This is a genomic window from Saccharopolyspora sp. NPDC050642 (assembly GCF_040654735.1).
GTDB lineage: Bacteria > Actinomycetota > Actinomycetes > Mycobacteriales > Pseudonocardiaceae > Saccharopolyspora > Saccharopolyspora elongata.
Genome location: NZ_JBFAIN010000008.1, coordinates 166,973 through 180,115, shown reverse-complemented (window position 1 = coordinate 180,115; position 13,143 = coordinate 166,973). Strand labels below are relative to the sequence as shown.

The 13,143-nt window shown below is 70.3% G+C and carries 11 protein-coding genes; 6 read left to right on the top strand and 5 right to left on the bottom strand.

Features of this window, described 5'->3' with window-relative positions:
* Together AB0H93_RS15820 and AB0H93_RS15815 are read right to left on the bottom strand one after the other, a co-directional pair.
* Entirely contained in the window at positions 1-1,104 is a 1,104-nt protein-coding gene (locus AB0H93_RS15820) for a nitronate monooxygenase (protein WP_358572801.1), read from the bottom strand.
* A 6-nt stretch (positions 1,105-1,110) separates the two neighbouring features.
* Positions 1,111-2,754: an acyl-CoA synthetase gene (locus tag AB0H93_RS15815; protein WP_358572799.1), complete on the bottom strand. Its 1,644-nt coding sequence runs from the start codon at positions 2,752-2,754 to the stop codon at positions 1,111-1,113.
* A gap of 184 nt (positions 2,755-2,938) precedes the next feature.
* Here AB0H93_RS15815 and AB0H93_RS15810 point away from each other — a divergent pair, with 184 nt between their 5' ends.
* Complete coding sequence (locus AB0H93_RS15810; RefSeq protein ID WP_358572797.1) at positions 2,939-3,742, top strand: crotonase/enoyl-CoA hydratase family protein; 804 nt, start codon at positions 2,939-2,941, stop codon at positions 3,740-3,742.
* A 410-nt stretch (positions 3,743-4,152) separates the two neighbouring features.
* Here AB0H93_RS15810 and AB0H93_RS15805 read toward each other — a convergent pair whose 3' ends face one another.
* Positions 4,153-5,703, bottom strand: a complete 1,551-nt coding sequence (locus AB0H93_RS15805) for an acyl-CoA synthetase (RefSeq protein ID WP_358572795.1) — start codon at positions 5,701-5,703, stop codon at positions 4,153-4,155.
* Positions 5,704-5,854: 151 nt separating this feature from the next.
* Complete coding sequence (locus AB0H93_RS15800) at positions 5,855-6,904, bottom strand: LLM class F420-dependent oxidoreductase (protein ID WP_358572793.1); 1,050 nt, start codon at positions 6,902-6,904, stop codon at positions 5,855-5,857.
* A 98-nt stretch (positions 6,905-7,002) separates the two neighbouring features.
* Here AB0H93_RS15800 and AB0H93_RS15795 point away from each other — a divergent pair, with 98 nt between their 5' ends.
* From AB0H93_RS15795 to AB0H93_RS15775, 5 genes are all read left to right on the top strand, one after another.
* Positions 7,003-7,980 carry an OB-fold domain-containing protein gene (locus tag AB0H93_RS15795; RefSeq protein ID WP_358572791.1) on the top strand — a complete coding sequence of 326 codons (978 nt, stop codon included), beginning with the start codon at positions 7,003-7,005 and terminating at the stop codon, positions 7,978-7,980.
* A 17-nt stretch (positions 7,981-7,997) separates the two neighbouring features.
* Complete coding sequence (locus AB0H93_RS15790) at positions 7,998-9,053, top strand: thiolase domain-containing protein (protein ID WP_358572789.1); 1,056 nt, start codon at positions 7,998-8,000, stop codon at positions 9,051-9,053.
* On the top strand, positions 9,053-10,210 hold the full coding sequence (locus AB0H93_RS15785; protein WP_358572787.1) for a thiolase domain-containing protein: 1,158 nt from the start codon (positions 9,053-9,055) through the stop codon (positions 10,208-10,210). The genes AB0H93_RS15790 and AB0H93_RS15785 overlap by 1 nt, the downstream gene beginning before the upstream one ends.
* Entirely contained in the window at positions 10,207-11,076 is an 870-nt protein-coding gene (locus AB0H93_RS15780; protein WP_358572785.1) for a TIGR03619 family F420-dependent LLM class oxidoreductase, read from the top strand. Before AB0H93_RS15785 ends, AB0H93_RS15780 begins: the two co-directional genes overlap by 4 nt.
* 89 nt (positions 11,077-11,165) lie before the next feature.
* The gene (locus AB0H93_RS15775) at positions 11,166-11,618 is read left to right on the top strand and encodes a nuclear transport factor 2 family protein (protein WP_358572783.1); all 453 of its coding nucleotides are present in this window, start codon (positions 11,166-11,168) and stop codon (positions 11,616-11,618) included.
* Between the two features lie 288 nt (positions 11,619-11,906).
* On the opposite strand, the gene AB0H93_RS15770 is transcribed toward AB0H93_RS15775, so the two are convergent.
* Positions 11,907-13,133 carry a cytochrome P450 gene (locus AB0H93_RS15770; RefSeq protein WP_358572781.1) on the bottom strand — a complete coding sequence of 409 codons (1,227 nt, stop codon included), beginning with the start codon at positions 13,131-13,133 and terminating at the stop codon, positions 11,907-11,909.
* Positions 13,134-13,143: the final 10 nt, after the last annotated feature.

Genomic DNA, 13,143 nt, shown 5'->3' with positions numbered 1-13,143 from the left:
TCAGCGGAGCTTGTTCAGGGTGGTGATGGTTTCGTCCAGCTCGGCGAGGAGGTCTGCGATGACGTCGGCGACCGGCCGGATCTTGTTCATCCGGCCGACGATCTGGCCCACCGGCATCGAGACCACGCCCGGATCGCCGGAGCGCATGATGCGCTGGTGGGCCTCGCTGACCAGGATGTTCTGCAGCGGCATCGGCAACGGCTCGGGGGCGTCGTCGGCCGCCCACGAGTCCGTCCAGCGGGTCTTGAGCAGCCGGGCCGGTTTCCCGGTGTAGATCCGGGAGCGCACGGTGTCGCTGGAGCCCGCCGCCAGCAGCGCCTGCTGCGTCGCCGCGTTGCCCGGCATCTGCTGGTATTCGCTGGTCGTCAGCCAGTACGAACCCAGCCACGCGCCGCCGGCGCCGAGCGCGAGCGCCGCCGCGATCTGCCGACCGGACCCGATTCCCCCGGCCGCCAGCACCGGCGCCCGGTCGCCGACCGCGTCGACGATCTCCGGCACCAGCACCATCGTGGCGATCTCGCCGGTGTGCCCGCCGGCCTCGTGCCCTTGTGCCACGACGATGTCCACTCCGTTGTCGACGTGGTGACGGGCGTGCTCGGCCTTCCCGGCCAGCGCGGCGACCAGCACGTCGTGCTCGTGGGCCTGCCGGATGACATCCACCGGCGGCGAGCCGAGGGCGTTGGCGATCAGCCGGATGGGATGGCGCAGCGCAACGTCCACATGGGACCGCGCGACCGAGTGCAGCCAGCCGAGCACGCCGTCCGCCTGCTGCTCACCTTCGGCGAGCTCCGGCACGCCGAGGTCCGCCAGCGTCCGCTGCACGAACTCCCGGTGCTCCGGCGGGATCAAGGCCTGCAGGTCGACGGCCGCGCCCTCGGTGGGGATCTTCGCGGGCATCACGACGTCCACGCCGTAGGGCCTGCCATCGGTGTTGTCGTCCATCCAGTCCAGCACGGCGTCCAGCTCGTCGGCGTCGTTGAACCGGACGCAGCCGAGCACGCCCAGCCCACCGGCCCGGCTGATCGCGGCCGCGACGTGCTCGGAAGGCGTGAAGCCGACGATCGGATGCTCGATGCCCAAGGTGTCACAAATTCTCGTACGCATTGATCCTCAGCTCGGTTCGGTGGCTGTCTCGCGCCGCGACGGCTTGTGCACGTCGGCCGGCTCGTGCGTCTCGGTGTGCCGCTTCGCCCAGGTGTAGTCGGGCTTTCCGCTGGGCGAGCGGGTGACCTGGTCCACCAGCCACAGGCTGCGCGGCACCTTGTACCCCGCGATCCACTCCCGGACGTGCGCGTCGAGGTCCGCGAGTCCCGGCGTCGCGCCGGCCCTCGGCTGGACCACGGCCGCGACCCGCTGGCCGAGCCGCTCGTCGGGCACCCCGACGACCAGCGCGTCGAACACGTCGGGATGCGACTTGAGCGCGGCCTCGACCTCCTCCGGGAAGACCTTCTCGCCGCCGGTGTTGATCGACACCGAGCCGCGTCCCAGCATCGTCACGGTGCCGTCGTCCTCGATCCGTGCGTAGTCGCCCGGGACGACGTAGCGGGTGCCGTCGATCTCGACGAACACCGACCGCGACTTCTCCTCGTCCTTGTAGTAGCCCAGCGGCACGTGCCCGCTGCGCGCCAGCCACCCGATCTCGCCGGGATCCGCGAAGCTCCCGTCGTCCCTGATCACCGTGGTGTCGGCATCGGCGTTGACCCGCGGGCCGCCGGTCTGCGCGCTGTCGCGCCCGATGACGCCGATGCCGCTGAACCCGGTCTCCGAGGAGCCGATCGAGTCGGTGATCACCACGTTGGGCAGCGCATCGAGGTACTGGCGCTGCACCGATGGCGAGAACAGCGCGGCGCTGCTGGAGATCGCCACCAGCGACGAAGCGTCGTAGCTGCCCTCGTGGAACGCCTCGATGAGCGGCCGGGCCATCGCATCGCCCACGATCGCCAGCACGTTGACCCGCTCCCGCTCGACCGCCCGCCACACCTCGTGCGCGTCGAACTGCGGGACGAAAACCACTGCGCTGCAAGCGAAGAGGTTGCCGAAGCTGGCCCACTGGGCGGCGCCGTGGATGAACGGCGCGGCGGGCAACCGGACCAGGCCGCCGCTCTCGGCGCCGGCTCGGGCCTGCTGCCACTCGTCGCGCATCGCCTCGCCGGTCATGAAGTCGATGCCGCCGCCGAGCACCCGCCAGACGTCCTCGTGGCGCCACATCACGCCCTTCGGCATGCCCGTGGTGCCGCCGGTGTAGAGCAGGTAGAGGTCGTCGGCGCTGCGTTCCGGGAAGTCCCGCTCGTCGGACCGGCCGGTCAGCACCGACTCGTACTCGATGCCGCCGTACCCCGCGTAGTCGGCGTCGCTGCCGTCCTCGATGACGAGAACCTCGCGCAGCTCGGGGAAATCCGGCCGGACCTTGGCCACGTTGTCGCTGTAGCGGCGCTCGTGCACCAGGGCGGCGAGGTCGGCGTTGCCGAAGATGTAGCGCAGTTCGTTCGGCACGTAGCGGAAGTTGATGTTGATGGGCACCGCGCGGATCTTGTAGGCCGCGAGCATGGTTTCCAGTGCCTCGATGGAATTCCGGGAGTAGACCCCGATGTGGGAGCCCGGCCCGAGGCCGCGGGCCGTGAGGTGGTGCGCGAGCCGGTTGGCCCGCCGGTCCAGCTGCGCGAAGGTCAGCCGCCGCTCGCCGCAGACCACGGCGACGCGATCTGGCACCAGATCGACGGCGTGCTCGAAAAGATCTGCGATGTTGTATGCCACCCCAGAGAAAGTAGAACGTGTTATCGTTCTGGACAAGAACCCGAAAAGCCGAATCATTGTCACGTTCTGCAAGCCCGGACAGCCGCTCGCGGAGCGTGATCCGGCTTGCCGTCCGGCAGGTTCCCCCTGCGGCCGAACGGGTGATCCGGCGAGCCGATTCCCAACACCGACCGGAAAGGTTCCCATGACGTCGACAACCGAGGTCGTCGAGCAACCCCACTGCCTGGTCGAGCGGCGCGGCGCGGTGCTCGTGGTGACGATGAACCGGCCCGAGGTCCGCAACGCCCTGTCCGGGCCGATGCTGGAGATCATGCGGCAGGCCTGGGACGAGGTGGACGGCGACGACGACATCCGGGCGTGCGTGCTGACCGGCGCGGGCGGCGCGTTCTGCGCCGGCGCCGACCTGAAGGCGATGACGCAGGCGCATCCCGGCGACACCGCCCGCGGCATGGACATGTCCGTGATCGAACCGCTGCTCAAGGGCAGGCGGCTGACCAAGCCGCTGATCGCGGCGGTGGAAGGGCCCGCGGTGGCGGGCGGCACGGAAATCCTGCAGGCCACCGACATCCGGGTGGCGGGCGAGAGCGCGCGGTTCGGGGTGTCGGAGGCGCGCTGGGGCCTGTTCCCGCTGGGCGGCTCGGCGGTCCGCCTGCCGCGCCAGATCCCGTACACGGTCGCGGCGGACATCCTCCTGACCGGCAGGCACATCTTCGCGCCCGAAGCCAAGGAACTGGGCCTGATCGGCCACGTCGTCCCGGACGGCCAGGCCCTCGACAAGGCCCTGGAACTGGCCGACCTCATCACCGCCAACGGACCGCTCGCAGTGCAGGCGATCCTGCGCACGATGCGGGAAACCGAAGGCATGCCGGAGAACGAGGCGTTCCAGGTGGACGCCCGCCTCGGCATGGCGGTCTTCGGCAGCGAGGACGCCAAGGAAGGCCCCCGGGCCTTCGCGGAGAAGCGCAAGCCGAACTTCCGCGGCCGGTAGCACCGAACCCGCATCAAGTTTCAATGAGGGTTTTCCAGCCTCGATTTGCGTGGCGGTGCGGGTAGCGGAACCTCAGAGGCTCCCTGGTCTGTGGATGCCCTGACTTATGTATGTCCAATACACGGCGTCAGGGCCGTCCTCGCCAGGAAGCCTCTGAGAACCCGCAGCGGTGCCGGTGTCGTAGGTGGGTTATGCGCCTGCGGCGCATGCAACCCCCCATCGACGTGCGGCTTTGCGACCCGCGACTGCGGGCCGACCAGGATGAAAAACGCTCAATGGAAACTGGGACCCTTCGAAGGAACCCCAGTTTCAATTGAAACCTCTGTCTCGGGACACCACCATGCCCAGTTTCAATTGAAACCTCCCGCCTGGAGACCGCCGGTCGAACGGTTTCAATTGAAACTGGGGCGTCAGATCGCTCGGTCGCGGTCGGTCCAGTAGGGCTCCCGGAGCTTTCGCTTGTAGAGCTTTCCGTTGGGGTCCCGGGGAAGTTCCGCGACGAAGTCGATGCTGCGCGGGATCTTGAACTTCGCCAGCCGGTCCCGGGCGAAGGCGATGAGGTCCGCCGCCAGCTCCTCTCCCGGCTCAACGCCGTCGGCCGGCTGCACGACGGCTTTGACCTCCTCGCCCCAGTCCGCGTGCGGCACGCCGAACACCGCCACGTCCGCGACCTGCGGGTGCACCGACAAGGCGTTCTCGATCTCCGCCGGGTAGATGTTCACCCCACCGGAGATGATCATGTCGCTCTTGCGGTCGCACAGGTACAGATAGCCGTCCTCGTCGAGGTAGCCGACGTCGCCCATGGTGAACAGGTCGCCCACCCGTGCCTGCTTCGTCTTCTGCGCGTCCCGGTGGTACTCGAAGCTGGAGCCGCCCATCCGCATGTACACGGTGCCGATCTCGCCGGTCGGCAGCTCCGCGCCGTCGTCGCCGAGCACCTTGACCGTCGAGCCCGGCCACGCCTTGCCGACCGAACCCGGCTTGTCCAGCCACTCCGCCGCGGTGATCGAGGTGCCGCCGCCCTCGGTCGCCGCGTAGTACTCCACCACCACCGGGCCCCACCACTCCAGCATCGCCCGCTTGACCTCGGGCGGGCACGGCGCGGCCCCGTGGATCGCCGCGCGCAGCGACGAGACGTCGTGGCGCGCGCGGACTTCCGGTGGCAGCGCCAGCAGCCGGTGGAACTGGGTCGGCACCATGTGCGTGTGGGTGACGCGGTGCAGTTCGATCAGCCGCAACATCTCCGCCGGGTCCCAGCGGTCCATCAGCACCGCCGTATGTCCGAATTGGACGGAGTGGCTGACGAAGTTGAGCACCGCGGTGTGGTACAGCGGCGAGCCGCACAGGTGCACGTGGTCGTCGAACGGCTGCAGGCCGAAGATGCCGAAGAACCACTTCGCCGCGGCCGGGACCTCGTCCGGGTCGGCTCCGGTCAGCGGGCGCCGAACGCCCTTGGGGCGACCGGTGGTTCCCGAGGTGTACAGCATGGGTGAGCCCGTCGTCCGCACCTCCGGTCGCTTCGGCGGCTCCTGCGCGCCGAGCCCGGAAAGGGCCTGGAATCCCGGGATCTCGCCGACCGCGAAGCGGGCCGACGCGGGAAGCCCGCTGCGCGCGGCGGCATCCGCAGCCGTCTCGGCGAACCGCTCGTGCGCCACGAAGGCCTTCGCCCCGCTGTCCTCGATCAGGTAGGCGACTTCGGCGCCGACGAGGTGCCAGTTCACCGTCACCGCGTACAGCCCGCATTGCAGCGCCGCGAAGTACGCGGCGAGCAGGTCATCGCCGTTGGGCAGCATCAGCACGATGCTGTCGCCGGGCTCGAGACCCATGCTCTGCAGGCCGCGTCCGTAGCGGTCCGCGGCGGCGGCGAGTTCGGCGTAGCCGACCGCCCTTCCGTCCGGTGCGATCACGGCCGTCCGGTTCGGTTGTTGCTCGGCAATCTTCCACAGCCCGATGTCGGACACGGCGGACTCCTGTCGACGATGACGCGGGAATCGGAGTACTGACCAGGGCGCGGCGGTGGGCGTGGAGTCGTGAGCGCTGAAGCCGGTTCCCACCGGACTCAGCACTCACGACACCGCATGCCGACCCGCGCGACCTACAAACTAGAACCCGTTACAGATTTTCGGCAAGCCCCAGCGCGTCCGCGACGCCGCGCAGGTGCCCGGTCTCGCGGCAGCCGACCAGCAGCGTGTCCACCCCGGCCCGCTCCCACTCCCGCACCCGGCCGCGCACCGATTCGGCGTCGCCGATGATCGCGATGTCGTCGACCATCTCGTCCGGCACCGCCGCGACCGCCTCCTCGCGCCGCCCGGCCGCGAACAGCCGCTCCACGTCGTCGACGGCGGACCCGTAGTCCATCCGCCGGAACAGCTCGGCGTGGAAGTTCATGCCCGGCGCGCCCATCCCGCCGATGTAGAGGGCCAGCGAAGGCTTCAGCCGCGCCCGCTCCGCCGCCGGGTCGTCGGTGACGACCACCTGGCAGCTGGCCGCGATCTCGAACTCCTCGCGGCTGCGGCGCGCGCCCGGCCTGGCGAATCCCTCGGCCAGCCAGTCCTCGTAGGTCGCGGCGATGCGCGGCGAGTAGTACACCGCCAGCCACCCGTCGGCGATCTCGGCGGTCTGCGCGACGTTGCGCGGCCCCTCGGCGCCCAGCCAGATCGGCAGATCGGCGCGCAGCGGATGGGTGATCGGGCGCAGCGACTTGCCGAGGCCGAGCGAGCCGGGCCCGTCGTAGGGCAACGGGTGATGCGGGCCGGCGTTGCGAACCGGCGCCTCGCGGGCCAGCACCTGCCGCACGATCGAGACGTATTCCCGCGTCCTGGCAAGGGGTTTCGCGAACGGCGTGCCGTACCAGCCTTCGACGACCTGCGGGCCGGACACGCCGAGACCCAGCACGCAGCGCCCGCCGGAGAGGTGGTCCAGCGTCAGCGCGTGCATCGCGCACGAGGCCGGCGAGCGCGCGGAGAGCTGCGCGACCGAGGTGCCCAGCCGGACCCTGCTCGTCCGGGAGCCCCACCAGGCGAGCGGCGTGAACGCGTCCGATCCCCAGGACTCCGCCGCGAAGACCCCGTCGAATCCCGCGCGCTCGGCTTCGAGAACGAGTTCTTCCGCATTCGACGGCGGTTGCGCACCCCAGTAGCCGAGTTGCAGCCCTATCTTCATCCGCGAACCTCCTCGTCCGGCGGCACTGCTGGCGAATCCTCCCGGGTCATCCTGCCCGGATATTGCCCCAAAATCGAGAACATGTTTCACTTCAGTGCGTGAATGGGCTCCCGGAACCACTCAGCGCCCCTCTCGAAATCGGCTTCGACTACACCCGATCCCTGGGGCCGGTGCACGGCCGGTTCGCCACCGCCCTGCGCGATCGCCGGATCGTCGGAGTCCGCGGCAGCGACGGCCGGGTGCACGTGCCGCCGGTCGAGCACGACCCGGAAACCGCCGCCGTCCTCGACGAATTCGTGCCGGTCGGCACGCAGGGCACCGTCGTCAGCTGGACGTGGATGCCGGAGCCGATGGAGGGCCAGCCGCTCCAGCGCCCGTTCGCCTGGGCGTTCGTGCTCCTGGACGGGGCGGACACGCCGATGCTGCACGCCGTCGACGTGCCTTCGCCCGAGCGGATCAGCACCGGGATGCGCGTGCAGGTCCGCTGGGCCGACGAACTCGGCAACGGCATCCGAGACATCGCCTGCTTCGAGCCGGCGCACGACGTCGTGAGTGGTTCGGAGCGCCATGGGGATCCAGACCACTCACGACCCGAACCCGTCACCACGCTGACCACCCCGGTGCACCTGCACTACCGGCACTCGGCGTCCCCCGAGGAGAGCCGGTACCTGCGCGGCCTCGCCGAAGGGCGGCTGCTCGGCCAGCGCTGCCCGGCGTGCGCGAAGGTCTACATCCCGCCGCGCGGCGCGTGCCCGACGGACGGGGTGCCCACCGAGGAAGAGGTCGAGCTCCCCGACACCGGGATCGTGACCACGTTCTGCATCGTCAACGTCCCGTTCCTGGGCCAGCGCATCAAGCCGCCGTACGTGTCCGCGTACGTGCTGCTCGACGGCGCCGACATCGCGTTCCTGCACCTCGTGCTCGGCTGCGCGGCCGACGAGGTCCGGATGGGGATGCGGGTGCGCGCGGTGTGGAAACCCCGCGAGGAGTGGGACCACACGCTGCAGAACATCGACCACTTCGAACCGACCGGCGAGCCCGATGCGCCGTTCGAGTCCTACGCCCAACACCTCTGAACCTCCGGGAGTCCGCCGTGACAGACGTAGCCGTCGTCGGGTTCGCGCAGGCACCGAACGTGCGCGCCACCCGGGGCACCACCAACGGCGTCGAGATGCTGGTGCCGATCTTCCGCGAAGTGCTGGCCGAAACCGGGCTCGCCAAGGAGGACATCGGGTTCTGGTGCTCGGGGTCGTCGGACTACCTCGCGGGCCGGGCGTTCTCGTTCATCGCGGCGGTCGACGCCATCGGCGCGTTCCCGCCGATCAACGAGTCGCACGTGGAGATGGACGCGGCGTGGGCGCTCTACGAGGCGTGGGTGAAGATCCGCACCGGTGAGGTCGACACCGCGCTGGTCTACGGCTTCGGCAAGTCCTCGGCGGGCGACCTGCGCCGGACCCTCGCGCTGCAGCTCGATCCCTACTCGGTCGCGCCGCTGTGGCCGGACTCGGTGAGCATCGCCGGGCTGCAAGCCCGTCTCGGCCTGGACGCCGGCGACTGGACCGAACGCGACATGGCGGCCGTGGCCGCGCGAAGTCGCGCAGCGGCAACGGAAAATCCCAGAGCGCAGCTGTCCGGATCGGTCGATGCCGACGATCTGCTCGGCGCGCCCTACCTAGCCGATCCGCTCCGCGCGCACGACTGCGCGCCGATCTCCGACGGCGCCGCCGTAGTCGTCCTCGCGAGCGCGGACCGGGCCCGGGAGATCCGCGAAAGGCCCGCCTGGATAACCGGTTTGGAGCACCGCGTCGAGTCGGGCAGCCTCGGCTCCCGCGACCTGCGCCGGTCGACTTCGACCACCGCCGCGGCGCGCGCCGCCGGGGCCGACGGCATCGAGGTCGCGGAACTGCACGCGCCGTTCACCCACCAGGAAATCGTGCTGCGCCGGGCGATCGGGCTCGACGACTCGGTCGCGATCAACCCCTCCGGCGGCGCGCTCTGCGGCAATCCGATGTTCGCGGCCGGCCTGGCCCGCATCGGCGAGGCCGCGGCCCGCGTGATGGACGGGCGGGCCGGGCGGGTGCTGGCGCACGCGACCAGCGGCCCGGCGCTGCAGCAGAACCTGGTCTGCGTGATGGAGGGAAGGTCCTGATGGGCAAGCGGTCGGCGGCGGTCCTCGGGACCGGCCAGACGCACCACACCAGCAAGCGGCTGGACGTCTCGATCGCCGGGCTGTGCCGGGAGGCCGCGGAGCGGGCGCTGGCCGACGCGGGCCTGGACTGGCCGGACATCGACGCCGTCGTGGTCGGCAAGGCGCCCGACCTGTTCGAGGGCGTGATGATGCCGGAGCTGCACCTCGCCGATTCCCTCGGCGCCACCGGCAAACCGCTGCTGCGGGTGCACACCGCCGGATCGGTGGGCGGCTCGACCGGCAACGTCGCGGCCAGCCTCGTGCAGGGCGGCGTGCACCGCCGGGTGCTCGCGGTGGCGTTCGAGAAGCAGTCCGAGTCGAACGCGATGTGGGCGCTGTCGATCGTGCCGCCGTTCACCATGCCGGTCGGCGCGGGGGCGGGCGGCTACTTCGCCCCGCACGTCCGCTCCTACATCCGCCGCTCCGGCGCGCCCGGGCACATCGGCGCCATGGTCGCGGTGAAGGACCGGCGCAACGGCGCCCGGAACCCGTACGCGCACCTCAAGCAGGACGACATCACGCTGGAATCGGTGCTGGCCTCGCAGGTGCTGTGGGATCCGATCCGCTACGACGAGACCTGCCCGTCCTCCGACGGCGCGTGCGCCGTGATCATCGGCGACGAACCGGCGGGCGGCCCGGCCGCGTGGATCCACGCCACCGCGATGCGCACCGAGCCGACCACCTTCGCCGGGCGCGACCAGGTGAACCCCCAGGCCGGGCGGGACGCGGCCGCGGCGCTGTGGAAGCAGGCGGGCATCACCGATCCGCTGTCCGAAGTGGACACAGCGGAGATCTACGTGCCGTTCTCCTGGTTCGAGCCGATGTGGCTGGAGAACCTCGGCTTCGCCGCCGCCGGGGAGGGCTGGAAGCTCACCGAGGCCGGGGAAACCGCGCTGGGCGGGCGGCTGCCGGTCAACCCGTCCGGCGGCGTGCTGTCGTCGAACCCGATCGGCGCGTCCGGGCTGCTGCGGTTCGCCGAGGCGGCGATGCAGGTGACCGGCAAGGCGGGCGAGCACCAGGTGGACGGCGCCCGCACCGCGCTGGGCCACGCCTACGGCGGTGGCTCCCAGTACTTCTCGATGTGGGTCGTCGGAGCCCAGAAACCGGGGGAACGATGAAGTTCACGCTGTCCGTCGCGATGAGCCCGCTCGACCAGCTCACCGAGCTGGCCCGCACCGCCGAGGAATGCGGCTTCGACTCGGTCGCCCTGCCGGATTCGCTGTTCTACTCCGAACAGGTCTCGGCGGCCTACCCGTACACCCCGGACGGCTCGCGGATGTGGACCGCGGAGACGCCGTGGGCGGACCCGCTGATCGCCGCCGCGGCGATGGGCGCGGCGACCTCGCGCCTGCGGTTCTACACCTCGGTCCTCAAGCTCGGGCCGCGCAATCCGGTCCTGCTGGCGCGGCAGCTGGCGTCGGTCGCGGTGCTCACCGGCGACCGCTTCGGCCTGGGCATCGGGCTCGGCTGGGCGCCGGAGGAGTTCGAGTGGTGCGGCGCCCCGTACGCGAAGCGCGGCGCGCGGGTGGACGAGGCGATCGAGGTCCTGCGGCTGATCCTCGGCGGCGGAATGGTGGAGTACCACGGCGAGTTCTTCGACTTCGACCGCCTGCAGATGAGCCCGGCACCGGCGCGCCCGGTGCCGATCTACGTCGGCGGGCACACGGATGCGGCGCTGCGCCGGGCGGCTCGGGTGGGCGACGGCTGGGCATCGGCGATGATGGGCATCGACGACCTGCGCAGCACCATCGGCCGTCTCGCCGAGCTGCGCGCGGAGTGCGGGCGAGCGGGTGAGCCGTTCGAGATCCAGGCGGTCTGCGTGGACCGCTTCGGCGTCGACGGCTACCGGGAGCAGGCGGAGATCGGCGTGACGGACGCGATCGTGGTCCCCTGGCTGTTCGACGGCCACGGCTTCGACGCGGACCTGAGCACCAAGCAGGCGTCGATCGCCAAGTTCGCCGGTAACGTGATCAACAACGTGTGACCGCGACCCGGGCGCAATTTCGCGAAGAATCGACGTTCACCCGGCCGTTTTCGCGCGAAACCGACACGCACCGGATCAGGAGGCAGGACGTGGACGAGGACAGCAAGGGCGTGCACTGGGCGGCGACCCGCGAGCCGCACCCGGCGCGCGAAGCGGCGCTGGCGTCGATGAGCGCGGTGGCGCGCGGAGCCAAGGACGAGTGGGTCGCGCTGTTCGCGCCGGACGGCGTCGTGGAGGACCCGGTCGGCCCGTCGGTCTTCGACCCCGAAGGCCGCGGCCACCACGGCCGCGAAGGCATCGCCGCCTTCTGGGACCTGGCGATCGCCCAGGCCGACCGCATCGAGTTCCACATCGACGACTCCTTCGCGGCGGGCCGCGAAGTGGCCAACATCGGCCGGGTCACCACGTTCCTCCCGGACGGCAATGCGATGGACGCCGAAGGCGTGTTCGTCTACCACGTCGACGACGCCGGCCTGATCCGCTCGATGCGGGCGTTCTGGGAATTCGACCGCGCAATGGCCACCATCCGCCAAGCGAACTGACGCCGACAGAGTTCCCGATTCCCGAAGGCCCGGGTGCCTGACGGGATGGCGATTTCGCGCGAAATCGGCGCTCCACGTACCCGCACCCAAGCCGAAACGAGCCCTGCAAATCGGAAACCCGCCTCGCCGCGTTCGGACTGCGGCGGGGCTCCGGGCGTTTCGAATTCGGGTGAAGCGCGTGGCGCCTGCACTACCATCGCGCCATGGTCGGCTGGCTACGGCGGAAATCCGAGGCCACGCGCGGCACCCCCGGCCGGGACTTCCCGGCCAGGGGTGTCGCTCGGTCGATCAGGTGTACTGGACCTGGACTTCCTTGATGCCGTTGAGCCAGCCGGAGCGGAGTCGGCGCGGGTCGCCCACCCGCTTGATGTCCGGCATGTGGTCCGCGATCGCGTTGAAGATCAGGTCGATCTCCAGGCGCGCCAGGTTCGCGCCGAGGCAGTAGTGCGCGCCGTTGCCGCCGAAGCCGACGTGCGGGTTCGGGTCGCGGGTGATGTCGAAGCGCTCCGGCTCGTCGAAGACCTCCGGGTCGAAGTTCGCCGAGCTGTAGAACATCCCGACCCGCTGGCCCTTCTTGATCTCCGCGCCGCCGAGCTCGACGTCCACCGTCGCGGTGCGCTGGAACGCGACCACCGGCGTCGCCCAGCGCACGATCTCGTCGGCCGCGGTCGACGGGCGCTGTTCCTTGTAGAGCTCCCACTGGTCCGGGTTGTCCATGAACGCGAGCATGCCGTGGGTGATGGCGTTGCGGGTGGTCTCGTTGCCCGCCACCGCCAGCAGGATCACGAAGAAGCCGAACTCGTCCGCGGTCAGCGCGTTGCCGTCGATGTCGGCCTGCACGAGCTTGGTCACGATGTCGTCCATCGGGCAGCCGCGGCGCTCTTCGGCCATGTTCGCGAAGTAGCCGAGCATCTCGGCGGCGGCGACCTCCGGCTGGATGTCGTACTCCGGGTCGTCGTAGCCGATCATCTGGTTCGACCAGTCGAAGATCTCCTTGCGGTGCTCCTGCGGCAGCCCGAGCAGTTCCGCGATCGCCTGCAGCGGCAGCTCGCAGGCCACGTCGGTGACGAAGTCGCCGGTGCCGCGCTTGCGCGCCTCGGTGGCGATGTGCTGCGCCCGGTCGCGCAGCGCGGCCTCCAGGCTGTTGATGGCCCGCGGGGTGAAGCCCCGCTGCACGATCTTGCGCAGCTTGGTGTGCTGCGGCGGATCCATGTTGATCATGATGAACCGCTGCAGCTCGATCTGCTCGCGGGTCATGCCCTCGTTGAACCGGATCACGGCGGTGTTCTCCCAGGTGGAGAACACGTCGCTGCGCCGGGAGACCTCCTTGACGTCGGCGTGCCTGCTGACCACCCAGAACCCGCCGTCGTCGAACCCGCTTCGACGGTCGGGCTGCTGGTTCCACCACACCGGCGAGGTGCGGCGGAGCTCGGCGAACTCGGCCAGCGGCAGCCGTTCGGCGAGCAGGTCGGGATCGGTGAAGTCGAAGCCCTCCGGAATGCGCGGTGCGACCACGGATACCTCC